General features: G+C 49.1%; 28 protein-coding genes and 2 pseudogenes. 18 read left to right on the forward strand and 12 right to left on the reverse strand.

Features of this window, described 5'->3' with window-relative positions; all coding sequences use genetic code 11:
• Window positions 1-38: 38 nt before the first annotated feature.
• The 3 genes from B9D94_RS06100 to B9D94_RS06110 all read right to left on the reverse strand — a co-directional run bounded on the left by B9D94_RS06100 (window position 39) and on the right by B9D94_RS06110 (window position 2,768).
• The gene (locus tag B9D94_RS06100; protein WP_006212163.1) at window positions 39-542 is read right to left on the reverse strand and encodes a hypothetical protein; all 504 of its coding nucleotides are present in this window, start codon (window positions 540-542) and stop codon (window positions 39-41) included.
• A 239-nt stretch (window positions 543-781) separates the two neighbouring features.
• Window positions 782-1,639: a DegV family protein gene (locus tag B9D94_RS06105; protein WP_036639606.1), complete on the reverse strand. Its 858-nt coding sequence runs from the start codon at window positions 1,637-1,639 to the stop codon at window positions 782-784.
• Window positions 1,640-1,856: 217 nt separating this feature from the next.
• A complete protein-coding gene (locus B9D94_RS06110) occupies window positions 1,857-2,768 on the reverse strand; it encodes a J domain-containing protein (RefSeq protein WP_006212161.1) in 912 nt (303 codons plus the stop codon).
• Window positions 2,769-3,038: 270 nt separating this feature from the next.
• Between B9D94_RS06110 and B9D94_RS06115 the strand changes: the two genes are divergently transcribed.
• The 5 genes from B9D94_RS06115 to B9D94_RS06135 all read left to right on the forward strand — a co-directional run bounded on the left by B9D94_RS06115 (window position 3,039) and on the right by B9D94_RS06135 (window position 8,519).
• Window positions 3,039-3,788 carry a DeoR/GlpR family DNA-binding transcription regulator gene (locus B9D94_RS06115; protein WP_063480411.1) on the forward strand — a complete coding sequence of 250 codons (750 nt, stop codon included), beginning with the start codon at window positions 3,039-3,041 and terminating at the stop codon, window positions 3,786-3,788.
• Window positions 3,788-4,699 carry a 1-phosphofructokinase gene (pfkB, locus tag B9D94_RS06120; protein ID WP_148246618.1) on the forward strand — a complete coding sequence of 304 codons (912 nt, stop codon included), beginning with the start codon at window positions 3,788-3,790 and terminating at the stop codon, window positions 4,697-4,699. Before B9D94_RS06115 ends, pfkB begins: the two co-directional genes overlap by 1 nt.
• A gap of 83 nt (window positions 4,700-4,782) precedes the next feature.
• Window positions 4,783-6,753 carry a PTS fructose transporter subunit IIABC gene (locus B9D94_RS06125; protein WP_148246619.1) on the forward strand — a complete coding sequence of 657 codons (1,971 nt, stop codon included), beginning with the start codon at window positions 4,783-4,785 and terminating at the stop codon, window positions 6,751-6,753.
• Between the two features lie 180 nt (window positions 6,754-6,933).
• Window positions 6,934-7,788, forward strand: coding sequence for an MBL fold metallo-hydrolase (locus B9D94_RS06130; RefSeq protein ID WP_148246620.1), 855 nt, complete (start codon window positions 6,934-6,936; stop codon window positions 7,786-7,788).
• 125 nt (window positions 7,789-7,913) lie between these two features.
• Window positions 7,914-8,519 carry a YitT family protein gene (locus B9D94_RS06135; RefSeq protein WP_006212155.1) on the forward strand — a complete coding sequence of 202 codons (606 nt, stop codon included), beginning with the start codon at window positions 7,914-7,916 and terminating at the stop codon, window positions 8,517-8,519.
• A gap of 51 nt (window positions 8,520-8,570) precedes the next feature.
• Here B9D94_RS06135 and B9D94_RS06140 read toward each other — a convergent pair whose 3' ends face one another.
• The 3 genes from B9D94_RS06140 to B9D94_RS06150 all read right to left on the reverse strand — a co-directional run bounded on the left by B9D94_RS06140 (window position 8,571) and on the right by B9D94_RS06150 (window position 10,628).
• On the reverse strand, window positions 8,571-9,239 hold the full coding sequence (locus tag B9D94_RS06140) for a bifunctional 2-keto-4-hydroxyglutarate aldolase/2-keto-3-deoxy-6-phosphogluconate aldolase (RefSeq protein WP_148246621.1): 669 nt from the start codon (window positions 9,237-9,239) through the stop codon (window positions 8,571-8,573).
• 58 nt (window positions 9,240-9,297) lie between these two features.
• A complete protein-coding gene (locus B9D94_RS06145; RefSeq protein ID WP_063480407.1) occupies window positions 9,298-10,260 on the reverse strand; it encodes a sugar kinase in 963 nt (320 codons plus the stop codon).
• A 161-nt stretch (window positions 10,261-10,421) separates the two neighbouring features.
• A complete protein-coding gene (locus tag B9D94_RS06150) occupies window positions 10,422-10,628 on the reverse strand; it encodes a DUF1657 domain-containing protein (RefSeq protein WP_006212152.1) in 207 nt (68 codons plus the stop codon).
• Window positions 10,629-10,781: 153 nt separating this feature from the next.
• On the opposite strand from B9D94_RS06150, the gene B9D94_RS06155 reads away from it, so the two are divergent.
• The gene (locus B9D94_RS06155; protein ID WP_006212151.1) at window positions 10,782-11,642 is read left to right on the forward strand and encodes a DUF421 domain-containing protein; all 861 of its coding nucleotides are present in this window, start codon (window positions 10,782-10,784) and stop codon (window positions 11,640-11,642) included.
• 169 nt (window positions 11,643-11,811) lie between these two features.
• Here B9D94_RS06155 and B9D94_RS31875 read toward each other — a convergent pair whose 3' ends face one another.
• Window positions 11,812-11,895, reverse strand: a complete 84-nt coding sequence (locus tag B9D94_RS31875; protein WP_223260591.1) for a putative holin-like toxin — start codon at window positions 11,893-11,895, stop codon at window positions 11,812-11,814.
• A 379-nt stretch (window positions 11,896-12,274) separates the two neighbouring features.
• Here B9D94_RS31875 and B9D94_RS31400 point away from each other — a divergent pair.
• The 3 genes and pseudogenes from B9D94_RS31400 to B9D94_RS06170 all read left to right on the forward strand — a co-directional run.
• Window positions 12,275-12,385: pseudogene (locus tag B9D94_RS31400) on the forward strand (taurine dioxygenase); the annotation flags it as partial.
• 47 nt (window positions 12,386-12,432) lie between these two features.
• A complete protein-coding gene (locus B9D94_RS06165; protein ID WP_148246622.1) occupies window positions 12,433-13,347 on the forward strand; it encodes a TauD/TfdA dioxygenase family protein in 915 nt (304 codons plus the stop codon).
• A gap of 42 nt (window positions 13,348-13,389) precedes the next feature.
• Entirely contained in the window at window positions 13,390-14,397 is a 1,008-nt protein-coding gene (locus B9D94_RS06170) for an NrtA/SsuA/CpmA family ABC transporter substrate-binding protein (protein WP_228029939.1), read from the forward strand.
• A gap of 93 nt (window positions 14,398-14,490) precedes the next feature.
• On the opposite strand, the gene B9D94_RS06175 is transcribed toward B9D94_RS06170, so the two are convergent.
• The 5 genes from B9D94_RS06175 to B9D94_RS06195 all read right to left on the reverse strand — a co-directional run bounded on the left by B9D94_RS06175 (window position 14,491) and on the right by B9D94_RS06195 (window position 19,211).
• A complete protein-coding gene (locus tag B9D94_RS06175) occupies window positions 14,491-15,612 on the reverse strand; it encodes a GerAB/ArcD/ProY family transporter (RefSeq protein WP_006212148.1) in 1,122 nt (373 codons plus the stop codon).
• Between the two features lie 29 nt (window positions 15,613-15,641).
• The gene (locus B9D94_RS06180; RefSeq protein ID WP_006212147.1) at window positions 15,642-15,845 is read right to left on the reverse strand and encodes a hypothetical protein; all 204 of its coding nucleotides are present in this window, start codon (window positions 15,843-15,845) and stop codon (window positions 15,642-15,644) included.
• 14 nt (window positions 15,846-15,859) lie between these two features.
• Window positions 15,860-17,029, reverse strand: coding sequence for a Ger(x)C family spore germination protein (locus tag B9D94_RS06185; protein WP_006212146.1), 1,170 nt, complete (start codon window positions 17,027-17,029; stop codon window positions 15,860-15,862).
• Between the two features lie 2 nt (window positions 17,030-17,031).
• Window positions 17,032-18,489 carry a spore germination protein gene (locus tag B9D94_RS06190; RefSeq protein ID WP_148246623.1) on the reverse strand — a complete coding sequence of 486 codons (1,458 nt, stop codon included), beginning with the start codon at window positions 18,487-18,489 and terminating at the stop codon, window positions 17,032-17,034.
• 188 nt (window positions 18,490-18,677) lie between these two features.
• On the reverse strand, window positions 18,678-19,211 hold the full coding sequence (locus tag B9D94_RS06195; protein WP_036643416.1) for a DUF2062 domain-containing protein: 534 nt from the start codon (window positions 19,209-19,211) through the stop codon (window positions 18,678-18,680).
• 236 nt (window positions 19,212-19,447) lie between these two features.
• Here B9D94_RS06195 and B9D94_RS06200 point away from each other — a divergent pair, with 236 nt between their 5' ends.
• From B9D94_RS06200 to B9D94_RS06240, 9 genes and pseudogenes are all read left to right on the forward strand, one after another.
• The gene (locus B9D94_RS06200) at window positions 19,448-19,804 is read left to right on the forward strand and encodes a PadR family transcriptional regulator (RefSeq protein WP_040680952.1); all 357 of its coding nucleotides are present in this window, start codon (window positions 19,448-19,450) and stop codon (window positions 19,802-19,804) included.
• Window positions 19,801-20,481 carry a permease prefix domain 1-containing protein gene (locus B9D94_RS06205; RefSeq protein WP_148246624.1) on the forward strand — a complete coding sequence of 227 codons (681 nt, stop codon included), beginning with the start codon at window positions 19,801-19,803 and terminating at the stop codon, window positions 20,479-20,481. Before B9D94_RS06200 ends, B9D94_RS06205 begins: the two co-directional genes overlap by 4 nt.
• Window positions 20,478-21,053 (forward strand): DUF4825 domain-containing protein, encoded by a 576-nt coding sequence (locus B9D94_RS06210; protein WP_148246625.1) that lies wholly within the window; start codon window positions 20,478-20,480, stop codon window positions 21,051-21,053. Before B9D94_RS06205 ends, B9D94_RS06210 begins: the two co-directional genes overlap by 4 nt.
• Before the next feature lie 8 nt (window positions 21,054-21,061).
• Window positions 21,062-21,253 (forward strand): hypothetical protein, encoded by a 192-nt coding sequence (locus B9D94_RS06215; RefSeq protein ID WP_148246626.1) that lies wholly within the window; start codon window positions 21,062-21,064, stop codon window positions 21,251-21,253.
• A gap of 176 nt (window positions 21,254-21,429) precedes the next feature.
• A pseudogene (locus B9D94_RS06220) lies at window positions 21,430-21,540 on the forward strand (aldo/keto reductase); the annotation flags it as partial.
• 169 nt (window positions 21,541-21,709) lie between these two features.
• Window positions 21,710-22,558, forward strand: coding sequence for a helix-turn-helix transcriptional regulator (locus tag B9D94_RS06225; RefSeq protein WP_234973088.1), 849 nt, complete (start codon window positions 21,710-21,712; stop codon window positions 22,556-22,558).
• 292 nt (window positions 22,559-22,850) lie between these two features.
• A complete protein-coding gene (locus B9D94_RS06230) occupies window positions 22,851-23,621 on the forward strand; it encodes a beta-glucanase (protein ID WP_148246627.1) in 771 nt (256 codons plus the stop codon).
• A gap of 190 nt (window positions 23,622-23,811) precedes the next feature.
• Window positions 23,812-24,690 carry an AraC family transcriptional regulator gene (locus tag B9D94_RS06235; RefSeq protein ID WP_148246628.1) on the forward strand — a complete coding sequence of 293 codons (879 nt, stop codon included), beginning with the start codon at window positions 23,812-23,814 and terminating at the stop codon, window positions 24,688-24,690.
• A gap of 135 nt (window positions 24,691-24,825) precedes the next feature.
• A complete protein-coding gene (locus B9D94_RS06240; protein WP_148246629.1) occupies window positions 24,826-25,779 on the forward strand; it encodes an ABC transporter permease in 954 nt (317 codons plus the stop codon).
• Window positions 25,780-25,791: the final 12 nt, after the last annotated feature.

Here is a 25,791-nt window from a genome sequence, read left to right on the forward strand (position 1 = left end):
TGTTTGTTTATGAGTGGTACATGCAGATCCGACTCGATTTATCCGTGTCTCTTCCGTCCGAGAATCAGCCAAGTTCCGCCCAGCACAAGCAGCACGGCAATGACAGGCTGAACGAATGACAAGTAATTCAAGATCGGCCCGATGGAGAATACAACGAAGAACAGCAGCGACAAGACAGTGAGAATGTTGATGGGGATTAGCAGCCACTTGTTGCGCGACCCGAACCAGTAGAACTCGAACAGCCCGGCGGCTACGGCGAGGATGAACCCGGGCCACATGGTTTGCCATGAGTCGAACAAGGAAGCGATCTGGCTGACAATGCCGGCTGTGAGGAGGATGCCGCCCGGGATCAGCAGCCCGATGCCCTGTCTTCCTACCAGAGAGAAGTACATCCAGTGAAAAAACAGTCCTAATGGTATGACAAACATGGTGGGCCAGAATGTGGCGAAGATGGAACCGGCGCCTACCGAACCGCCTTGGTTCAAGAGTAAGTAGGCGCCGAGCAGAATTAGCAGCGGTGCCAAGATTGTACGTTTCGTCATACAAACTTCGTTCCTTTCCTATGTAAAATGATTAATCCAAGAATACCATGCGAAGGATCAAGATGTCCTCGGTCCGGGGGGAATGTTTCACCTAGACTTTAGTCTAGGATGTAGGGTTTGGCCGGAGGACATGCAGTTTAATAAGGACATAAGCTGCCGTTAGCCATGGAAAACAAGAAAAGACAGTCCCGCAGCTAAAGCAACACAGCAGAACTGTCTTATGATGAACAAAATGTTATTTAAGAAGGCTTCTTCGTATACATGAGTCCGACGGTTTGAGGACCGCAGTGGCTGCAAATGACACAACCGGCTGTAGAAATGCTGACTTGCCTAGCTCCGGTTTTCTCCTGCAGTTTTTTCTGAATGAAGCGGGCTTCCTCTTCAGCCATGGTATGTACAATAACAATCAGATCGTTGTCCATGTTATCCACTTGAGCGAGGGCATTCTGGATCATCTGGTCCAGCGCCTTCTCTTTCTTGCCGCGAACCTTGTAAGCAGGCGTCATGCTGCCGTCCACGACTTTGATAACCGGACGGATTTTCAGCAGACTGCCAATGATATTTTGCATGCCGGAGCAGCGTCCGCCTTTGTGCAAATATTCCAGTGTATCAACAACGAATTCGCATTCAACTTCGTTCACGGTGCGGTTTAACAGCGCAACGATTTCTGGAATGGACAAGCCTTCACTCGCTGCATGTACAGCTTTCATGACAAGCAGTCCAATGCCGGATGACAGATTGCGTGAATCGAAGACCGTTACCCGGCCTTCCGGCAATTCGTCTGCGGCTATCAACGCATTTTGGTAAGTGGAAGAAAGCTCGGATGAAATGCTAAGGAACAGGATATCTTCGCCTTGCTCTATGGAAGGTGTGAAGGCAGCAATGAAATCGGATGGAGAGGGCGCCGCAGTTTTGGGCAGGCTGCCAATCTGATCTACCCTGGCATATAATTGTTCAGGAGTAATATCCACTCCGTCGCGCAGGGATTCTTCTCCAAACACAACATAGAGCGGGATAATGCCGATATTATATTCTTTTATCCACGAGGGTGGTAAGTCGCAGGTACTGTCAGCAAAAATTCTAATTTTTCCAGGCATGAACATCTCCCTTTATCAACTATTTGAATCTGTACTACTAGAATAACCTGTTTAATGAGAAAAGGGAATGCTCTTGCCATATTGGGCGGGAATTGGACGCGTAAAGACCAATTGTGAATCGATAAAGCCGCAAAAAAAGCTCCCGCTGTTTGGCTCGCAAGGCCAAGCAGCGGGAGCTTCCCTAGTTTATACCTCAGGAATGGGCCAAACCCGATGGTTATTTGGACGACTCCAGATATTGCTTAATGAAGAGCTGGGCGTTTGCATCGCGTTCCGTGCCTTCACGAATCCCGGCAAACATGTCTTTCTTCAGAACAGGGAGCTCCTCGCTCATGGTGCTGCCTAAAATATCGACGGCATACACATGCTCCGAGCCGTCTTCCTCATTCGTACCCTTCACGAGTTGTTCCGGGGTCAACAGATCCTTCCATACGCCTTCCACCTCGGCTTCAAGCGGTCGCACCATTCCTTGATTACCCACCCAATCATAGGCGGTTTGATCCATGATGTACAGGTCCGGCCGCTCGGTGGACAACACAAGCAGAGCCTTCTGCAGCATGGCTGCATCCTGTGGGTTGTTGGAATCCAGAGGAGGGACGTAATTCATGGTAACGGTTACGCGTTTCCATTCGGGAAATTGTGCCAGAATCGCATCTTCAATCGGTGTGAGATCCTGTCCGCCATCCTTGTTCATATAAGAACCGAGGAACATAACTTCCAGGTCAACCGGCGGCAGGCTGGCCAGCCGTTCTTTCTCGGCCTGATGGTTGAAAATACTAATGACGATATAAATGAGTACTCCGATCAGAGCAATGCCGCCGAGTACATGAAATTTATAATAACGGAAGAAATGATCGGTTTTCTCCGCTGTCCCGGCAAATTTCTTATATTTACCATATCGTTTCTGGTTCATCTCTTCCAAAGATTTGCGGGTCTCTTCTTCAAGGATGAACTTGTAGGCTTTGGTGATTTCCGAAAATTCGGCTTCGATCTCCTCCGCTCGGTCGGGCTCCCGCCTTTGATGTGAACGGGTTTGGCGCATGAGCAGGGTATACCGGTCGTCGAGCTGCTCCTTGGTAGCATCCTCAGGCAAACCCATTCGCTCATAGGCTTCTTTCATTTGGTCCATTCATGTCACCTCTTCTATACTGTGAGAGTTTCCTAGTTACCAGTATATAGTGTAAAGGCTATCGGTTACAAACGTTTACGTGATGTTCAAATGATTGCCGGCTTACGATTAAGAACATAATCACCAATAACAAAATAAACGGCCAGGATCTACCATCAGGCAAGGTGAACGATTGAAACTTTTGATGAATGTTTTTGAATGATTTTGAAATGTTGTGATTGTTTTTTGTGCTGATTATGTTACTATAGGTTCTAAAGGGGTGGATTCATTATGCTGACGGAAGAAAGATACCGGATCATATTAGAACGCTTACAAGAGCGCGGTGTTGTGAAACTGCAGGAATTGGTGGAACTTCTTGAAGCTTCTGAATCAACGGTAAGACGGGATCTAATCGATCTGGAAGAACGACAATTATTAAAGCGCATTCATGGGGGAGCTGCTCTGCCAAGTCCCAAAATGCAAGAACCCGGCATCGAGGAGAAAACCTTCAGAAACATTCAACAGAAAAATGCCGTTGCCCGGTTGGCGGCAGCCCAAGTGGTGGATGGAGAAAGCATATATATCGATGCGGGAACGACTACGCTGGCGATGATACCGTTCATTGAAGCGAAGGACGTAACCGTGGTTACGAATGGCTTATCCCATATCGAAGCATTGGTAAGCAAGCGAATCAAGAGCTATCTTCTGGGCGGAATGATGAAAATTCATACCAAGGCCGTCATCGGAAGCATCGCTCTTCAAAACATGGACAACTTTCGCTTTGACCGGTGCTTTCTGGGCACGAACGGCGTGGATGTTGAGATGGGTTACACCACGCCTGATCCGGAGGAAGCCTTGATTAAGCGTCGAGCGCATCAGCTGTCCGCGTCAAGTTATGTCCTGGCGGATTCCAGCAAATTAGGCGAGGTCTCCTTCGCCAAATTGTTGGACCTGAACGAAGCGACGTTGATTACGGAATCCTTGACTCCATCTTGGCGGAAGTCCATTTCACAGAAAACCAACATAATTGAGGGATCATAATGATATATACGGTAACGCTGAATCCTTCCATCGACTACATCGTGGAAGTTGAGTTTATAGAGCTGGGCGGTTTGAACAGAATGACTCGGGATATGAAGTTTCCGGGCGGCAAAGGAATTAATGTATCGCGGGTGCTCAACCAGCTTGGAGCTGAAAATACTGCCATCGGCTTCCTGGGTGGCTTCACCGGACGATATATCGACGAGACGCTGAGTAGGGAAGGGATCCGCACTGATTTTGTAAATATCGCGGATGATACCCGGATCAACGTGAAACTTAAGCACGGTGACGAGACGGAGATCAACGGCCTTGGACCCGTCATCCGTCCAGAAGAAACGGACGCGCTGCTTCATAAACTGTCACAGCTTCAGGCGGGAGATATCGTTGTGTTGTCCGGCAGTGTTCCACCATCGCTGGGACCTGGCTTCTATGAGCGTCTGATCGGAGCGTGCCGCAAGAGCAGTGCCGAATTCGTAATGGATACAACGGGGGAGGCCCTGATGAAGGCGTTGGTCCACAGGCCGCTTCTTGTTAAACCGAATCATCACGAACTTGCGGAATTGTTCGGCGTGGTTATCGACTCGAACGAGCTGCTTGTGACCTACGGCCGGAAGCTGCTTGAGGAAGGCGCCCAGCATGTGCTGATCTCCATGGCCGGAGAAGGTGCACTGTTGATTACAGCTGATCAGGTTTATCACGCCAATGTACCGTCAGGCACAGTCCGAAACTCGGTCGGAGCTGGCGATTCGATGATTGCGGGTTTTGTCGGCACGCTTGCTCTTGGCAAGGATTTATTGGAGGCGTTCCGAACCGGGGTTGCATCCGGCAGCGCAACCGCGTTCTCTGACGACCTGGCTGTTAAGGAAGCCATTGATCGGCTTATTCCGCAAGTTAACATCACGAAGTGGTGAGCCGCTGTATATCTGAAGAAGGCAGCCTGCGGAAACTTGTGCCCCAGCAATAGTCACGATTGAAATCAAGGGAGTGATCCAATATGAGAATTACAGATTTGATGATCCAGGATACAATGATCATGGATCTGAAGGCAGTCACGAAGGAGGCGGCCATCGACGAACTGATCGCCAGTTTGGCCGCTAGCGGGCGAATCAATGACCCGGTCCTGTTCAAAGAGATGATTCTGAAGCGTGAAGCTGAATCGAGTACCGGCATCGGAGGCGGCATTGCGATGCCCCACGCAAAAACGAAAGCGGTTAATGAACCGACCGTTGTGTTTGCCAAGAGCAGCAAGGGCGTGGAGTTCGAAGCGCTGGATGGTGAGGCAGCTTATGTATTCTTCATGATCGCTGCGCCTGAGGGAGCCGGGAATACGCATCTCCGTACGCTTGCTGCGCTTTCACGGCTGCTGATTGATGCCGAATTTATCGGGAAATTGATGGACACGAAGACGCCCGAAGAGGTAACGGAGTTATTTGACACCAAACAGGCTGAAGAGGAAGCGGTTAAGGCAGAGAAGGAAGCAGCCCGGATCCGGGAAGAGGCTAAAAAGGAAACGGAAAAGCACGAGGAATCCGGCAGCCATTCCGAGGCAGCCATTTCGACAGGTGCTGACGGAAACGAGAATGCTTTTGTTGTGGCTGTAACAGCGTGTCCTACCGGTATTGCTCATACCTTTATGGCTGAAGATGCGCTTAAGAAGAAGGCCCAGGAAATGGGCGTTGAAATCCGGGTGGAGACCAATGGCTCGGAAGGTGCGCAAAACGTGTTGATGGAGGAAGAAATCCGAAGAGCGGCCGGTGTCATCATTGCCGCAGACAAAAATGTGGAGATGGCCCGTTTCAACGGAAAGCCTGTGCTGCAGCGGCCTGTAAGCGATGGCATCCGCAAATCGGAGGAGTTGATCCGCAAGGCAGTAAGCGGTGATGCGCCGATCTACCGAAGCGAAGGCGGAGCTGCTGCAACTCAACCGAAGGACGCAGAAAAAGGCGGCATCGGCAAAAAAGTATACAAAGATCTGATGAATGGTATTTCTCATATGCTGCCTTTTGTTGTGGGTGGCGGGATTCTTCTGGCTATCTCCTTCCTCATCGAGCAGCTTGCCGGAGAGGACCATCCGCTATTCCAGCTGCTGCAGACGATTGGCGGCGGAGACGGTGCTTTCCACTTCCTGATACCGGTTCTTGCGGGATTTATTGCGCTCAGCATAGGCGACCGTCCGGCTTTAATGCCCGGCATGGTCGGAGGTCTCATGGCATTGAATTCAAATTCGGGGTTCCTTGGTGGTCTGGCGGCAGGATTCTTGGCGGGTTATGTTGTCATCCTGCTGAGGAAAGCGTTTGCCGGTCTTCCGCGAACGCTGGACGGCTTAAAGCCCATTCTGCTGTATCCGGTTGTGGGCCTTCTTATCACCGGTACGGTCATGTTCTACCTGTTCGATCCGTTCTTCAGCTGGATCAATCTCGGTCTGGTTGATATTCTTAATAATTTGGGTACCGGAAATGCGGTAATTCTAGGTCTTATCTTAGGCGGGATGATGTCCATTGATATGGGCGGTCCCTTCAATAAAGCAGCCTATGCATTTGCGATCGGCGTATTTACGTCCAGCGGCAATACGAACGGAGCCATGATGGCTGCGGTCATGGCCGGAGGAATGGTTCCTCCACTCGCTATTGCACTGGCCACAACATTGTTCAAGCACAAATTCACGGAGCAGGAACGAAAGTCCGGTCTGACCAACTATGTGATGGGTCTTTCCTTCATAACGGAGGGCGCGATTCCGTTTGCTGCCGCTGATCCGCTGCGCGTGCTGACTTCCTGTATTCTCGGTTCGGCGGTTGCTGGTGGATTGACGCAGCTGTGGAGCATTAACGTTCCTGCACCTCACGGAGGGATATTTGTTGCCGCGCTTGCCAATCATGCGCTTCTGTTCCTGCTGGCAGTTGTAATCGGTGCTGTGCTGTCAGGCATGCTGCTGGGAATGTGGAAGAAGCCGCTTGAGCGTAAATAGATTTCAAGTTAAACATGACTATACGGGTTGGGACGGGCATCTTTAGATGCTCGATTCCAGCCCGTTTTGTCCTCGTGGGCTTCCACAGCGGCTGCCGTCGGGATAAACAGTGACACATTCTCAGCTCTGCAGCATGTTATAATCGAATGAAATACGGATAACGGAAGGAGAGATCGAGGGATGAAGGAGCTTGGACAAGGCAAGGATAGGAGCCCGGAACAAATCATAGAGGAAATCAATCAGACTTCCACCTCTTACGGGATGGCGGCGGTTTGGTTTCTGGGACAAGAGAGCGTTGTCATCAAGGGTGGCGAGGTCGTCATTTACATTGATCCTTATATGTCGGATGAACTTGAGCGCAGGGGCGGATTCAAGCGAGCATTTCCCGCGCCGCTGCAGCCGGAGCATATTCGGAACGCGAATATCGTGCTGATTACCCATGAGCATGATGATCATATGGATCTTGCCACCATCTCGGTGATAGCCAGGCAGAACCCGGACACATGGTTTGTTGCACCGGCTCGATGTCATGAAGCGATGCAGGGGGCTGGCGTAGCGCCTGAAAGGCTGGTTGCAGCGGTATGCGATGAGTGGCAGCAGCTCGACGGTGTACGCCTGATGGCGATTCCCGCTGCCCATGAAACCTTGGATGAAGACGAAGTGTACGGACATCGTTTTGTCGGATATTTGATGGATATCCAGGGCGTTCTCATCTACCATGCGGGAGATACCGTGGTATATCCAGGCTTGGTCGAGAGGCTGCAGGCACATTCGATTGATATCGGTATGGTGCCGATCAACGGGGGAGATGCGTTCCGCCGGAAGGACGGAATTGTAGGGAATATGGGCTTCCGGGAGGCAGCCGAGCTTGCAGCAGCGTCGGATTTCGAGCTGACCATTCCGATGCACTACGATATTTTCCCTTGGAATGGGGAGAAACCGGGTTACTTTGTTGATTACTGCTATGAGAATTATCCCTATATGAAAACCAAGGTAATGGCAAGAACAGAACGCATGTTTTATGTAAAAGGTTAGGCATCTTCCAAGCATCAGAAATGTTGGAGTGGAATTTTTTTTCAAATGTGGGACAACGAGTTCGCAATTTTTCGGAATGACAAGCATATGAATTAGACATGCCCTTATAGATGGAGATGTCGGAAATGGTGTCATTTCGAAAACATGTCATAATCGTGATCGGCAGCTTTCTGATTGCGATGGGGACGAACTTTTTTCTTGTCCCGCATAAAGTTCTGGACGGTGGAGTCATCGGCATTGCGTTAATTGCCAACTATGTGTTTGATCTACATATTGGATTTGTCATCATTCTGTGCAGTATCCCCATGTTTATTGCAGCCTGGATACTAAATCGTGAAATATTTTACAATAGTTTGTCAGGCATGCTGATCTCTTCTTTTGTCATTGACCTGCTATCACCACTGCGAGCTGATTTTTTGCAATTATTTGCCCCGAATGTGATCTTTAGTGCAGCCATTGGCGGGGCGCTAATTGGGACTGGCCTTGGATTGATGCTGAGAAACAATGCAAGCACAGGGGGAACGGATCTGCTGGCACATTTCTTGGCAAGGTACCTGCCGCTTAATGTAGGGGTCATTATTCTGCTAATGGATGCCATCATCATTGGGGTGGGCGGACTCCTGCTGTCTGGAAGTACATTCGTTTATTCCGTGCTGACGATTATCTCGGGCGGCTTTACCACAGGGATGTGTACGCAGCGGCGGTGGGCGAGGAGAAAACGAAATAAATAACAGGCCTAACAAGAATTGATTCTTGTTAGGCCTGCTGTCATGATAATGAAATTATGACGGGGAGTGGGCTTTTTTGAAGGCATTAATGTAAGCGCGCGCCTTCTCCGTAATGAGGTTATAATCCCCGCTCTTGAGTGCGTCCTTGGTCAGATCGGATCCGATTCCGACAGCAAATGCTCCGGCCTTAATCCATTCGTGAAGGTTGTCCAGGTTCACGCCGCCGGTCGGCATAATGTTGGCTTGCGGAAGCGGGCCCTTCATGGATGGAATAACCGATGGAGAGTACAGGTTCCCCGGGAAGAGTTTAATGACATCGACACCGAGCTCTAGCGCGGCGATCATATCATGAACGGTGACAGCGCCCGGCATGACCGGTATCCGGTAGCGATTGCACAGCATAATGGTATCCCGGTCGAGGCTTGGGGACACAACGAACTCAGCGCCAGCCAGTATGGTGATTCGGGCCGTTTCGGAATCGAGGACGGTGCCGGCACCGATGATGGCATAATCATCAGCTTGCGGATCCTTGGAAGAGTACATTTTGGATAGCGTTGTAATGGCTTCCGTAGCAAAAGGTACGGTCATCGTGACCTCGATCACTTTAATGCCGCCTTCAATGGCACGCTTGGCGATTTCCACTACTTCTTCTGGAGAATCTCCGCGCAAGACAGCTACAACACCGGCTTGATGAATCTGTTCAATCAGTCTTAGTTTTTTCATGCTACACAGCTCCTTGTCGTATGATGAATGAATTAGGGATTATAGCTTATGAAAAGGTCTAGCGCTCGATATGAGCCGAATGGCCGCGCCGCTGCTGAACCTCATCCCATGTCGGAAGCGCTTCCCAATCACCGGGAGCTTGGATAACCAGCGAGCCGGTTAAGCCACCCAGGGATAAAGCCTCTTCCGGTGTCCAGCCTTTGGCAATACCGGCAAGGAAACCGGCACAGAAACCATCGCCTGCCCCCACGGTATCCACCACTTGCTCTACGTGTTCAAACGGCAGGGAGTAGGTTACATCCTGGTGAACCATTACGTTGTTTCCGTTGAAACTCTTGATAATGGACATTCCAGGCAGCTGCCGCAGACGGTTGATGATGACCTGCTCATCCTCGGTTTCAAATAAAAGCTTGCATTCATCGTAGCCGGGGAGGAAATAATCGCAGGCTCCGGCAAGCTCCAGCAGAACAGGGCGGGCTTTCTCTATATTCCATAACTTGAGCCTTAGGTTGGGATCGAAGCTGATCAGAACGCCATGCTCCTTGCACACAGAAATCACATGCCGAATCGTATCCAGGCAGCTGCTGCTCAGCGCTGCCGTAATGCCGGTGAAATGAAGAATACGGGCATTAGCTATGTATTCGGAATCCACGAGATCCGGCGTCATTTGACTGGCCGCTGAGCCTTTGCGGTAGTAGTACACGGAGGACTGACCGCGTACATTCTGTCTTAGCATAAGGCCGGTCGGCGCGGCATCAGTTTGCCTGGCGCGTGAAACATCGACCCCTTCTCCGCGAAGCGTTTTCAAAATACCGGTTCCGAGCGGATCGCTGCCCAGTTGACCAAACCAGCCGCTGCAGCAGCCTAGCCTGGCCAGGCCAATGGCCAGATTGCTCTCGGCTCCGCCGAAGGATTGCGCCAAACTTCCGCCTTGACCAATTCCCCGTGTGCCTTCCGGATATAACAATCCCATGGACTCGCCGAATGTGATGACATCCATGGACTGCGTACCATTCTTCATAGAATCTACCTCCTTGTAGTCCGCCTTTTGTTATTACCACTTTACCCTGATGTAGAGCATAACTCAATAACAATTCACACAATATAAATAACCTCCTACCAGGGAATGATAGGAGGCGAACTTGGGTTTTACTCGCAGTTAGAACAAAAGTGCAACGAATATTAGAAGCCTTTATACTGAGGCTCTTCCTGTTCAAGCTGCTGGACTCGCTGTGCCACTTGGTCTACGACTTGTTGTGTCTGTTGTGCGGCAGTGGTAAACAGAGTTTTAGCATTTTGGTCTTGTGTAGACAACGCAAATTGCTCAAGGCTGGCCTGAGCGCTTTTCAAGGATGAGAGACATGTTTTTACATCGGATGCTACAGTCATTTTTATCACTCCTTTCATGCATCATAATGTACTCATTTTCTCTCAGATCATGCATGATGGGGGAACAGGAAAATAATGGTGTAATTTCTATGCGTAAATTTGACAATAATCTATAAGGTGATCATTGAACAAAAAGATGGAGGAGGGTCATTTATGCCGCAATGGCTTGAAATTGTACTTCGTACATTATGTGCCGTAATTGTGCTGTTTCTGATGACAAAATTGCTTGGAAAACGTCAGGTCACACAATTATCTTTTTTCGAATATTTGACCGGGATTACCATTGGTAGCTTGGCTGCCTACATATCCATGGATTTAAATACGAACTGGTATTTGGGACTGATTGCGTTGGGGGTATGGGTCTTATGCTCTCTTGCTATCGAGTTTTTGCAGATCAAGAGCAAGAAGGCACGTGATTTCATAGACTTTAAACCAACCGTGCTCATACAGGGTGGAAAGATTCTTGAGGAAAATATGAAAAAAGAGCGCCTGTCCACTGATGAGATCATGCAGCAGCTTCGAAAAAAAGATATTTTTCAACTGGCTGATGTGGAGTTTGCCATTATGGAATCCAGTGGGGAGATCAATATCCTGCAGAAGCGGGAGAATCTCCCGTTAACCCCTAAGCATTTAGGCATTACGGTGGCTCCGGAGAAACCGCCGCAGGTTGTTGTTATGGACGGGAATATCATGGATGAGCCCCTGCGAGTTATGGGTTTTGGCCAGAATTGGCTGCTGGATGAGCTGGATAAAATAGGAGCCAAGTTGAAGGATGTTTATTTTGCCCAGGTTGATACGTACGGCACACTTACCGTGGATTTGTATGACGATCAGATTCAGGTTCCCCAGAATGAGGAGCGCAAGCTGTTGTATGCAAATTTAAAAAAATGCCAAGCAGATTTAGAGCTGTTCAGCCTTAGTACCAAAAGTAAAAAGGCGAAAAAAATGTATGAAGAGAGTTCCAAGCAGATCGAGCAGATTTTAGCTCAAGTGACGCCGATTCTTAATACTTAGTTGCATCCCAGAGTCATATTTGCGTAAAAATCGGAATAGGATATTTTGTGTATCACAAAAGGAGCCGGTTGCCGCCGACTCCTGATACAGCGGACTGTTGCATGCAGGGCGGATGATTGCTTGCTCCAACCAGACGTAAGAAATAGATTCATCTGTACAAGGGACGGGTCTATTTCTTATTATGGAAAGCAAGGATCGAAACGACCAGAGTGGCGAACGAAATCATCAAAGCCAATGCCTCATTCACGCCCATGCCTATCACCTCCTAGATGCCACCCTTGCCAGCTGGTCTACTGTACTATATAATATGCCAATTGCTTACAATAAAAGAACCTTTTGTAGGAAGCGCTTTCACAAAATTTGGTTTTTTGTTGGAAACTTTGATAATAAAGCTGAAAACAGATCTTCTCAGAAAATGGTTGACATGTATTGGATGGGAATATATTATCAAATACACAACAACAAGACGTGAAATTCAGTAGTTCATACGAATAAAGGGTATTCGGGAATCGACTGGGCCTCCGGAGATTCAACGGATTTAGCAAATCAGCTAAACCGTTGGATCTTTTTTTATTCCCTAAATACCTACTATTCACATGAGAATTATAAAATTTGATGAATGGAGTGGATGCTCATACGCGTTCTGGGACAACCGTTCGACTCAGCACTATGCTGTAAATGACTATTATCCGAACCGCAGGGTGGCTGAGCGGGTATCGATTATCGGCGACCGGCCTTATTAAAATCGTGTTTCATGGAATGAAAACTATAAATAAGGAGTGCAGAGTCTATGAGTATTGGGGTTAAACAAGAAACAGATACATTAGAGGTACGGCCGATTGGCGGCCGCGTTGGAGCCGAAGTGAAGGGGATCACACTGGGTGGAGATCTGGATCAGGCTGCGGTCCAGTCTATTCGAGCGGCCCTTCTTAAACACAAGGTGCTGTTCTTCCGAAATCAACAGCATCTGGATGATGAGAGACAAGAAGTCTTCGCGGATCTGCTCGGTGAGCCCTTCGCACATCCTACGGTGAAGACCAAAGAAGGAAGCCGTTATATCTTGGAGATCGATTCACATCATGGCGGACGCGCCAATGCATGGCACACGGATATTACATTTATCGATGCATATCCCAGCATTTCTGTACTTCGTTCAGTCGTAGTGCCTTCTTCCGGTGGAGATACCGTATGGTCCAATACCGCTGCTGCCTATGACAGTCTGCCGAAAGAGCTGAAGGAGCTGGCAGAGAAGCTGTGGGCGGTTCACACGAATCTGTATGATTATGCCGCAAGACGTCCGGAAGCCTCGGAGGACAGCGTGAAGGAGTATCAGCGCACATTTGCATCCACCGTCTATGAGACCGAGCACCCCATCGTTCGCGTTCACCCGGAGACCGGGGAGAAATCGCTTCTACTAGGGAGTTTTGTCAAGCGATTGCTTGGAGTATCCGCAGCGGAATCGTCCCGATTATATGAGCTGTTTCAAGGCCACATCACCAGCCTGGAAAATACGGTGCGTTGGCACTGGGCAGCAGGGGATGTAGCCATCTGGGATAATCGCTCGACCCAGCATATCGCTGTTAATGACTATGGTGAACAGCACCGCATCGTTCGCCGCGTTACGCTTGCCGGAGAAGTGCCGTACAGCGTGGACGGCCGGCAGAGCAAGACCTATCTGAAAACGCCTAACATCCAGGCTCAGTAGAAGCAAACGTCCAGCTGGATATAAACAAGGAGAGAAGCAGCCATGGTCCTGATGAAGTCATCACACTTTAAGTTCATGATAGTCCTCTTATTCATGCTGACACTGCTGATATTTGCAACAGGGTGCAGCAGCAAAGCCTCGGAGGCGGGGGAGGGGGAGAAGGAACCGATCGTTGTCCAGCTGGCGATTAATGGGGGAACCAATTTATTTACGGTCATCAAGGAGAAGGGCTGGCTTGAAGAGAGCTTCAAGGCTCATCACGCAACCGTGAAATGGAGCGAATTCCAGAGCGGTCCGCCGCTGCTGGAGTCACTGGCAGCCGATCGAGTGGATATTTCACTTCTTGGTGACGGAGCAGCTCTGCAAGGCCAATCCGCAGGCCTTCCTTTTGTTAATATTGGATTGATCAGTAATGGAGCGAGACTGAATGCCATACTGGTGCCAGCGAATTCGCCGGTGCAGCGTGTGGAGGATCTGAAGGGCAGAAGAATTGCCCTAGCCAAAGGGACGACCTCCCATGTGTATCTTCTGAAGGTATTAGCCAAGTATGGATTATCCGAGCAGGATCTGGAGATTGTCAATTTACAGTTTACCGACGCACTGCCCGCTTTCACTACGGGGAAAGTAGATGCATGGGTTGCTATTGATCCGTTTACGACTCAGCTGACACGGCAAAAAACAGCTGCTATTGTGGCGGGTCCCGAACAGGGAATTCTCGCGCCGGTCGCGCTGATTGCACGTACCGGTTTTGCGAAGGAGCACCCGGAGCTTGTGACGGAGTTCCTTCGGGTGTATAAGGAGGCGATTGTCTGGCAGAATGAGCATTTGGATGAAATGGCCCAGATGTTTGCCGATGAGAAGAAGATACCGGTCGAAATCCTGAAGGAGGTATTCAGCAACCAAAATGCGGAGCTTACACCGATCACGCGGGATGCTATTGCAACCCAGCAGGCTTCGGTCGAGATTTTGGAGGCAAGCGGATTCCTGAAACAGCCGATTCAATATGAAAAGTATGTTGATAACTCGTATATAGAGAGACTGGGGCCTTGACAGGTCATATTAAGGAAGGAGAGAGCGGCATGATTGCCGCTCTCTTTTATGTTTCATTGCCAAGCAGGGACTACGGATTGTCGAGCAGTAGTTTTAAGCAGGCTTTTGTTTCTGTCTGGGCTTCTGTCTAGCCTTATGTTTATGTCCACGTCTGCGAAACAGGGAGGCTATCCAGTAGAAAATGGGGATGAACTCCATCAAAATAAAGAACACCGCCATCCCGAAGGAATTGAAATCCCCCATAAATCGGATCGGATTCTGCGAATACTGATATGCGATTACGATAGCGGTTCCCCCGATGATGGCAATCAAGGGACCGTCCATATGGTTTAATTGAAACAGCTTGGCAAGACATCTTGCACTGATATGGATTAAAAAAGCGCTGTGCAGGAACATAGAGCTGCTCCACAGACCGATCATCAGCGGATCCGAATTTCCGAGGAATCCACTGGCTGCCCGCATTAATTCAACGAGCGGATACTGAAGCTCACGGCCCAGATAAGGGCCGAAATTCAACAGCGTGGATGCCCATTGGAGCAGCATGCCGATGGTTACCAGCAGCCCGGCTGCCGCCAGGTTTCGAAACGATCTTCGATCAAACTTGAGGTAGGGCGCGAGAAAGAGGAATACGATCCATTCCGCAAAAAAGGAGAGGCAGAACAGGGCATCCTTAATCGTTGATCCGTAATTGTGATGTCTGACCATCGCAATGGCCATATCGAAATGAGCTTCCTTGAAGAAAAACATATTCATAAACACAATGGCAATCACAATCACGATAAACAACCCATCGGATATATAGATCATGGTTTCCAGGCCCCAGCGTGCGGATATGGTTACGACCAGGCCCACGATAAGGAGGACAAACCATTGCGGGGTTTCACGCATGTAATTGGTGTCAAAGAATAACGTGAAACCTTCTATATCCATCCCGATATAATTAATGGCCCAGAACATTACCAGGAAAACAATCGGAAAGTGAATCCACTTGCTAACCAGCTGGCTGCCGAAGTCGAGCCATGGCTTATGCGGATCCCAGAGCCCGACCTTTACGGTAAACCACAGCAGAATCAAACTCAAGGCATAGCCCCCCAGTATGGAAGCCCAACCTAAATAGGCTGAATTCCACAGTATGGGACTGATCAGAAAGCCAGTGGGTATGGCGTTGAGATAAACAAATCCGAATCGGAACAGCTGCCAGGGAGTATTACGCATGAGGATTCTTACACCCTTTCCGTTTTTTCTTATAACTTATCAAGCCAGCCAAATAACCAGATGATCAGATGGTTTGGGGTTAGCCATTCGTGAAAATAGAGGGCGATTACGTTCCAGGTCGTAAAGGCCGCAATAAGAACAAGCATCGTCCATTTTTCACGGGGGGCTTTTACTTTATTCTTCGCAATGAACCATTCAACTAGGGCATAAGCTAAGAATAAGAGTGCCAGCATTCGGACGTGCCTCCTTATTTCGGTTTCATTTTGAGCGTTGTACCGAAGTTGCGGACCCGAATGTCCGTGACGACCTGGATCTCAACCTCGTTCTTGTAGTAATTCGCCCATTCGGAGCGAACCTTTTCCCAATGGTCAGGATAGTTCCAGTCTACCAGCATGCCTAACTGCAGAATATCGGAGCCCACCCTTTGCGAAGTCCTGAGCGCTTTTTGCAATTCGCTTTTGACCATGTCATTGAGCTCTCGCTCGATAATTCGTTTGGCTTCCAACGTGTCCAACTGCTTCTGGTTCCGCTTGTAGATGACATCTCCGATTCCCAGCAGCTTAATCGTGAATACCGGATGACCAGAGACCATGCGGACGGATTTCTTGGAGTTTGTCGAGATGAGAAATACGCTGGCTCTTCCGGCTCCTTCATCCCAGGAAACGGTATACAGCGGCCCTTTCACTTCGTTTACGGCCCAACTGACAGCCAAGGACTCCTGCATGGGGAGTGTGGTGAGAAGCTTGTGGTTATGAAAAATGGCTGTGCCTTGAATCCCGGTCCAGGGCTCCAGCTTTTCCTGGTCGGCCACCATCGGTTTTTTTTGCGCTGCCAAATAGGTCAAGGCATATCCCTGGTTAGCGGATTCAGCATACAGGCAATCCTTCAAGGTTGTATTGATCATGTTATGTTGAGTAGCAAACCGGATGAGCACTTCGGAAGGCATTTGCTCAAACACCGGTGTCAGCTCCGCGACTTTTTTAGCATCGCCGGGTGCAACCATTAAGTATGTACGCAGGTTTGTTGTTGGTTCCCGCTGAAGCCAGTCCATCAGATCCTCAAGTCCCGCCTCGGCATAACTTTTGCCAACGACAACCACTTTGGTGTGACTGAAGTCAAACCGGCGGGAGAGATCCCGTTGAATAAGATGCAGGGTATCCTGCACGGTGGTGGACGTTTTGGTTACCATGGCATAAGGATCTCCACCGCCATGTCCTCCCGCTTGTCGACCGGATGTGAGACGGTTCGGCAGGGGGGCGCTGATGGTCACCTCAACGGTTCCCTTTTGCTTGCCCTCATTGATGTACATGGCAAATACGAAGGTTTGTTCATTGATTTCAACCTTGGACAGGCTGAAGCCGCAGCCTGTCAGCAGAATGAGGGGAAGCAGAATTTTGAACAATTTGAGTAGAGGCATGCTCACTTTCGTCTCCTTAAATTGTTGGATGATGCATAGGCCTTTGGCCTGTTCTTCATCAGCATGGATGGTGCCCGCAAGAAGGTATCCTTCCATTCGGATATTACGAGTGGCGCCACTGGCTGCAGATACGGCGTGTTAAACGACTTCAGCGAAGCCATGTGTCCATACACGAGAAAGGCGGCGGCAAATACACCGATGAGGCCGAGGGTTCCCCCAAGAATCAGTATCGGAAAGCGCAGCAAGCGAAATGCTAGCCCAAGCTCGAAGTGCGGGATAATATAAGAAGCGATGCCCGTTATCGATACCACGATGACCATCGGATTGGATACGATACCTGCTTCAACCGCAGCTTGTCCAATGACGATGGCGCCGATAATGGATATGGTCTGTCCAACAGGCTTGGGAATCCGTGTTCCGGCTTCTCGCAGCGCTTCAAACGTCAGTTCCATGATCAGCGCTTCGGCCAGCGCGGAGAACGGGATATTCTCACGGGATGCCGCAATGGTAATCAGCAGATCGGTTGGTATGATGGATGGCTGAAACGTTGTGATCGCGACATACAGAGAGGGCATTAGCAATGATATAACGGCGAACATGAACCGGATAATCCGTATCCAGCTGGAAGAGAAGAAGCTGTGGTAGTAGTCCTCAGACGACTGCAGCAGCGAAAACAGCGTCACGGGCACGATGAGTGCCGAGGGTGTCCCGTCCTGCATGATGCCAACTCTTCCTTCAAGCAGGGAGGCAGCTACGGAATCCGGTCGTTCCGTATATTGAAACTGCGGGAAGGGGGATTTTACGCCTTCTTTCATCTGCTCCGACAAGGTGCTGATCCCGAAAGTCCCGTCAATGGATAAGCTTTTCAACTGACGATCTACCTGGGATACGATTTCGGGTTTGCATAAACCGTCCACGTATACCATATATACGGCTGTCTTTGAGTAATCGCCGATTTGATAACGGATGGTTTTTAAATCGGTATGCTTGATTTTGTGCCGCAGCAGCGATAAGTTCGTGCCGATATCTTCAATAAAAGCTTCCTGCGGGCCATTCACCACCAGTTCGTTCTGCGATTCCGAAACCGCTCGTTTCTGATACAAAACAATATCAAACAAATAGCTCTCGGTCAGCCTCTCGACAATCAGTACGGCTCTGCCTTCTACAATCATGTTGGCAATGTACTCGGCCGAGGCTGAGCGCTCAAACGGAACCGAAAGTGTATCTCCGCGATCCATACAGTCAATGAAGTTATCGAAATTATGCTGTACCTGCGCGGCTTCCTTGATAAGGGGTTTAACAATATGTTCGTGCAAGGTGCTGATGTCCACAATCGATTCAATATAGATGATGGTGCATGTCGATCCATGGATGCGTAAGGATTGATAGATGACATCTTCGCAATTCTCAAGACGGTTCTTGACGTTAAGAAGGAGTTCGTCCTGTACTTTCGATTTCATCCGTGCTTTCCTCCCTTGCTGGTAAGTAGTGAAGGCTCATCCTCTTTAGAATGCCGTACTCTTAGCAACTTATACCGAAATTTCCAGAGAATTTGTCAAGGGGGCTGGATTTGGTCAAGGCACAAACAAGGGGATTTCTATATAAAAAAGCGCCGGAGTGGAGTTCCGGGCGCTTATACATGAAGGGTTCATCTTATAATTTTGGATTTACCTTTTCGAATGGATTGCTTGATTTTCTGAAGCAGGGGTTTGCGGTAAACCGAGAGCATGATGCGCAGCAGAATATAGAGGATCAACGTAGACAGGACGCTGTTGATGAGGGCACCTACAAGGAAGTTAACACCCATATGCCCTAATCTGCCAAAATGATCGGTCTCGATAATATAATCCGTTTCAGGTACCGGAACCGTAAGGGCATCTTCAATTTCAAATGTTTTGGGAAATGTGGTGAACAGATGCACCAAGACCCCGACTCTGTAGTTTAAATAGAACAGGATGGGCCATAGAACGGACCCGGCCGTGGCTGCAAGGAAGGCCGAGGGGATATTACCCCGTACCAGACGAGCGAGCAGCGGGGCCAGCAGCAGATCAATGCCAAAAGTTGGATACCAGCAAGGAAAGAAGCCAACGGCAAAGCCGAGGGCAATCCGATGATCGCTATTTTGCATGCGGAGGGTTCGGAGTATATAGTATTTCAGTCGTCGAATGTATTTAAGAAGCACAACCGTCTCCTCCTGCAGATACTGATACGATAAAGAAGTGTTTCGATATCATATATAGCATGGAATGGATTCTATTTATAATAGGAAGAACTTTCATGAATTATATAGCAGGTGCTTGTAAATCGTCAATCTGTAGAGCATTCATTCCGTCTATATACATGTGTGGAATATTACTTTGACACGCATAGTAATATGCGTTATACTATACCTATTCCGCCAGTGGGAGGTTCAGGAGCTTGATGGAGTCATTACATAACAGTGATTTGATACGAGGAAATATTGATACATTTATTCTGTGCGTGTTGTTGGACGGAGATAATTACGGCTATCAGATCATCAAGGAAATCTTATTGCGAAGCGGGAACCGGTTTGAGCTCAAGGAACCCACCTTGTATTCCAGTCTGAGAAGGCTGGAGAAGCAGGGCTTGATACGTTCCTATTGGGGGGAAGAAACCCAGGGGGGAAGGCGTAAATATTACAATCTTAGTCAGGATGGACAGGAGCGTTTAACACAAAATCAGGAAGAGTGGAAGGCTGCACGGGAAGTAATCGATGTTCTGATCGGTAACGGAAGGGAGCTGAGACAGCAATGACAAACCGGCATGATCTTGAGATCTTTGTCGACCGCCTATTTGCGAATCAACGTAGAACCAAAGAGGTTGTAGAGCTGAAGAATGAGGTTCTCAGCAATTTAGAGGCACGGGTGACAGATTACATGGAGAATGGTATGAATTATCAATCAGCTATCAGCCTGGCTATTGACAACATTGAGGATATTGAGTTCTTAATTGACGATAATCAGAAGATATACAGCTACCGCTACCGTTACGATTTGGTTCAGAGCGCCTTGATTTATTCCTTGCTGGCCTGGATTGCAAGCATCCCTGCCCGGATTCTGCCGAGTGGTATAGCGGTGAATGGATTACTGCTTTGTCTTGTTGTGCTGAGTGGGGTGGTTTATCTCTCCATGTCACGACATTTGAAAGTATATGAGAAGCAGACGGCGGTCATTAACGCAGGCAAGCTGTTCAAATGGAGCAAGGCAGCGTGGGGACTGTGGGGGATTTTTGTCATCGTGGTTTCGGCTTATTCCTTTGCGATGCAATTCGGAAGTGATGTATGGTTTGGAAGGGAATTGCGGATAGACGGCCCGTATTCTTTTTACGTTACTGTTCTGCAATATGCGATTCCATTAACGTCGATTTTCATTCCACTGCTGATCCATAAAGCCTGTAAGCTGACGATTAAACATGAGGTGAATGTGCAATGAGTAGAAAGAATATGCTGATCATTGTATTGCTGCTTATTGGCATAGGGGGCATGATTGCGCTGGAAGGATATATCAAGCCTCGGGCGCATGCCCAGGCCATCCAGTACGAAGCAGAACAGAATGATCCGATGACGCATGATATTCGTAATTCATTAAGTTTTGCCAGTCCCTATATGGGGAATGCAGGGAATTTCATAAATCTGAATGCTTCGCTTCCGTTGCGCGAGATTGGGCGCACCTTCCAGCTGTACCCGGAGGAACGGACGGCAGAGCTGCGTTTTCAAGCAGGTGCCAGAGCTCTGAAGGAGGAGAAGCTGAAGGAGTTTCTCCTGTATAACTCCACTGCAAATTTTGTGATGATTGATAATCTGGAGAAGCTGATTTTCGCATTCGAGGACCAAGTCTTCAGCATTTCCAGGGATAAAGTAGAGACATGGTATGGCAGCACGGGAAGTCTTGCTTCATTAAGGGATGCTAAGACGTGGGAGACGGAGGTGCAATCTCGTCTGCAGGATGCAGAGTATGTCAGCGATTACGTAGAGAAGCTGGTCGAGCAGCAGGAAGCATTGTAAGAGATCGGATGAGTGAGTTGAGGGGCAGAGGAGCTTATGATGGATTCAACATTATGGCTCCTTTGCGTTTGAGGCGGACCTTAGCCGTTTATGGAGCGTGTTGTACCGCTTCTCCAGCAGCGCTGGTGTTTGCGGGAATTGTCTTTGGAGCGGACGGTAAGGAGACATCCCAGATTGATCTGGCCGAGAATCCAACATGAAAAATAATTGACGACAAAAATAGACGATGCTATAATCCTACTTAACATATCGGAAATAATATAATTAAGGAATTCTTCATCTACCGGACAACCGGAGATGCATCCTTGGATCATCATGATCCAAGGTGTGTCTCCGGTTGTTTTTGTATACCAGACAATACAAGGAGGCTGTAACTATGCAGTACAGGACGTTTGGCAGAACGGGAGTGAAAGTGTCGGAGGTTAGTCTCGGGACCATGGCGTTCGGCCGACGGATCGATGAAAGGGCCTCGGCTGCCGTTTTGGATCAGGTACTCGGGATCATAAACCGAGGTTTGTCGACCAGATCACTGGAGGCACGGCAGGTGGCGCTGTGCCTCTTTGTTGTTTTTCCATAGATGAAGGCCATGGAGTCTTGCCAGGGCTCCGCATCATAGGAAACATTTTTTGTGACGGGAGGGATATCAGGTGAAGGAAATGGCCTTTGAGTATGTCGACATGAAGTACTGCATTCCTTCAGATATGGAGAGAAAGAGCGGAATATGGATCCTCCGCACGGGTCGGAGCATTGCCAAATCCCATTATTATGTTGGTCCCAAGGTATCGGAGAACTATTCGCTGCATTTTGTTCTAAATGGAAAGGTCTCACTGGTCTATGGGGAGGAGGAGGTTACCTTGTCAGAAGGGGACGCCTTTTGTTTGTTCCCTCATATCAGGTACAGCTACTGGGAATCGAATCATCATCCGGAATTTCCGCTCCGTACACATTCGGTCACACTCAACGGAGAGTTTGCCGTCAGCGCTTTGAACCGAATTGGTCTGCATCCGCATAAGCCCTTTATTCGCAACGCGATGAAGGCAGAGCTGCCGGGGGTGTTGAATCAAATCTACGAATGTGTGGATGACGATACGCTTGGCAGCGAGTTTGCACGCCAGAAATGGGTGTATCTTCTGTTTGAACTGCTGTCTGGCGCCCCGGCCAAAAAGGGGACCAGATCGAACTGGCTTGAGCAGAGTCTGCATTATATGGATTCCCATTACATGGAAGGCATTACGGTTACGGATGTTGTCGAGCATGCGGGTGTACACCGAACGCATCTCTATTGTGAATTCATCCGGGTACACGGCATCAGTCCAAGTCATTATCTAATGAAGCTGCGGATGGAGCGGGCGGCGGCGCTGCTGACCGAAACGGATGTATCCGTCACCGAGGCGGCTTTTTCGCTGGGATACTCCAATCTGCATACGTTCTCGAGAGCGTTCGCTAAATACCATCACACGTCACCAACGGCTTATCGGCAGCAATATGTTCTGGTGCCAACCTAGATATGCTTCTTGAGGTGGCTGTATAAGGCTGTGACAGGGGGGATCAAGCGACCTGTGGCAGCCTTTTTTCGCATGTCTGACTGAGAATAACCGTTAAATAGTGCAGTATTATCATTGAAATGGCTAGGATTCACTAAATATTTACATGTAGGATGAAGATGAACAACCAATAAGTTACACCCATATCAACTATTTTAACGAAAGGGGGCCTGTTTTCCTTCAAGATTCCCGGAAGCATAGAAGCATCGTACTTGTATTCTATTCATTACATTCCAAGGAAGAGGTGTTGTTCATGAACATGCTAATGAATTTCAGAAGGAACATGACGGCCGTGCTTACGGCAGGTACCCTGTTATGCGGATTGCTGTTACCTATTCAAGCGTCAGCTGCAGATGTGGCTTTTAACGAACCGCTGAATGGAGCGAACCCTAACCTGTTCTATACCTCCGATGGATGGGGAAATGGCCCGGATTTCGGTGTCGGCTGGAAAGCGGCTAACCAGGAATTCTCGAATGGCATTATGGCTCTGCGACTCGACAAGGCAGGCTGTCCTGCCAGCTGCTCAGGGAAAAATTATGCTTCCGCCGAGTACGCAACAAACGTCAAGTATGGCTATGGCCGGGTTGAAGCGCGGCTGAAAGCAGCCAAGGGAACGGGACTCGTCACGAGCCTCTTCACGTATTCCGGACCAGGGACCGGCACGTCTAACGACGAAATCGACATTGAAATCCTGGGGAAAGACACCACGAAGATGGAAACCAATTATTTTACGAATGGCGTAGGTCAGCATAGCACCATTATCAACCTGGGATTTGATGCCTCCCTCGATTTTCATAACTATGCGTTCGAATGGTCGCCAACGTCCATTAAGTGGTACGTAGACGGCCAATTGGTACACACGGAGAACGGCTCGCGCGGTGCGCTGCCGACAAGCCCGGGCCATATTATGGTCAACTTATGGTCAGGCGCGGGGCCAGCTGAAATATGGACGGGGAAATTTAATTACCCGGGCACTCCGGTACGCGCCTACTATGATTGGATTAAATTCACCCCGGCAAACTAACGTTCCGCAGATGGGGGACTATAAACGCTAACTCAGAAGTTTTTGGTGTCAATAAGCTGTTCCATGTCAGGGATGACATTCGGGACAGCTTTTTTTTATTTACAACTATGGAATGTGGATGATAGAGTCTTTGACAAACAATGTATGTGTGCAGCGCTTACATGAATAAACGATTGCGGAGGGGTTTAGGATGCCGTCTATCATGCGGGAAGAAGCGATTCCAAAAGAAAAAGTAAAATTGGCTAAGAATTATCCGATTTTTGTCGTCGATACGATTGGCGTGACGAGCCCCTATCAGAAGCTTCATTGGCATAATGTTCTGGAGATTAATTATATTAAAGCCGGGACAGGCTACTACATCATCAACGGGCAGAAGTTCGAATTTCAGCAGGGCGACGTGCTGCTTATCAACTCCAATGACCTTCACTGCGCCTATGAGACCCAGGATCTTGTCATGACGGTCATTACGTTCGATTCGACCTGGTTTATCCATAACCTCCGGTTCGATCCGGAGCTGTTCAGTCCGTTCCGCGAGATGGGCAAGCATTACACGAATCTGATCCACCGCGACCATCCGGCCATGGACAAGCTGCGTGCGCTTCTGTTTCAGCTCCAGGAGGAGCACGAGAGGGAGCGGCGTTCCTATGCTACGGTTGTTTACGCGCTTCTGCTGCAATTTCTGGCTACCGTAAACCGGGAGTGCCGGCAGGAGGGGGACAACGGAAGCGAGCCCAGCATCAGCGAGCGCCAGCTTGAGAAGATGCGCCAGGTCATCATGGTCATGGAACAAAATTTCGCGCATCCCTGGACACTGGAGGAGCTGGCATCACTCGTCTATCTCAGCCCTTCCAGGTTCAGCGAAATATTCAAACGCGCGGTTGGCATGCCGCCGCTGCTGTACCTCATCCATATTCGGCTGGAGCAAGCCGTCATGATGCTGGAGGCAGGTCATATGAAAGTAATGGATGTTGCCCTGGAATGCGGCTTCCGCACGCTGACCAATTTTAATCGACTGTTCAAAAAGCACATCGGCATGACGCCGAAGGCTTCACAAAAGCAAAATTCCTAAAAACCAGTGATATAGTGCTGGTTTTTACTTGTTTTAGCAGAGAAATGAGCCTGGTGCAGGCGATACAATGAAGTGGCAAGCATCTCAGAGTTATGTCAATAAATCTAACATAAAGTCAAAAAGGGGGAGATGCCCATGCCGCAAGCCGAGATCCATCGCAAGGCAGAGCCGCACAGGAAGAAGGGCCGCCTGCACCGCTTCCTGAAGCAATGGGATATTCAGCTCATGGTGCTTCCGGCTATGATGTTCATTCTTGTCTTCAGTTATATTCCGATGTATGGCGTGCTCATGGCATTTCAGGATTACAGTTTGTTCAAGGGATTTTTGAATAGTCCCTGGGTGGGTTTCAAGCATTTTGACATGTTTTTCGGAGCGCCGGAGTTTTGGAACATTATGCGGAATACCCTCGTTATTAGTGTGCTCAAGCTGTGCATCGGGTTTCCGGCGCCGATTCTGCTCGCGCTGATGCTGAACGAAGTCGGGAGACGGTCCTTCAAAAGAATCGTCCAGACCATCAGCTATCTGCCTCACTTCCTGTCGTGGGTCATCGTATCGGGCTTTGCGATCTCCATCCTGTCTACGGATAACGGCAGCCTGAACATCCTGCTGCAGAGTCTGAATCTGATCGACGACCCGATTAACTTTCTGTCGGAGCCGAAATATTTCTGGAGCATCTTAACCGTGACCAACGTGTGGAAGGAGATCGGTTTCTCATCCATCGTGTATTTAGCGGCTATTGCGGGCATCAATCCCCAACTGTATGAGGCAGCCTCGATTGACGGTGCAAGCCGATTGAAGCAGATCTTCTCCATTACGATTCCGTCCATTATGCCGATCATCGTTGTGTTCTCGATTCTGGCCATTGGCAATTTCCTGAATGCAGGCTTTGAGGATATTTTGCTGCTGGCGGGCAATCCGGTATTGCGAGATGTCAGCGATGTGCTGGACACGTATGTGTACCGGATTGGCATTCAGAACAGCCGATTCTCCTACGCGACCGCGGCAGGCTTGTTCAAGGCCATCATCAGCGTAGTGTTACTGGCCGGGGCCAATTACTGGGCCCGCCGATCGGGGAACAGCCTATGGTAGGGAAGAAGGGGG

The sequence above is a fragment of the Paenibacillus sp. Cedars genome, assembly GCF_003184205.1.
GTDB lineage: Bacteria > Bacillota > Bacilli > Paenibacillales > Paenibacillaceae > Paenibacillus_AQ > Paenibacillus_AQ glucanolyticus.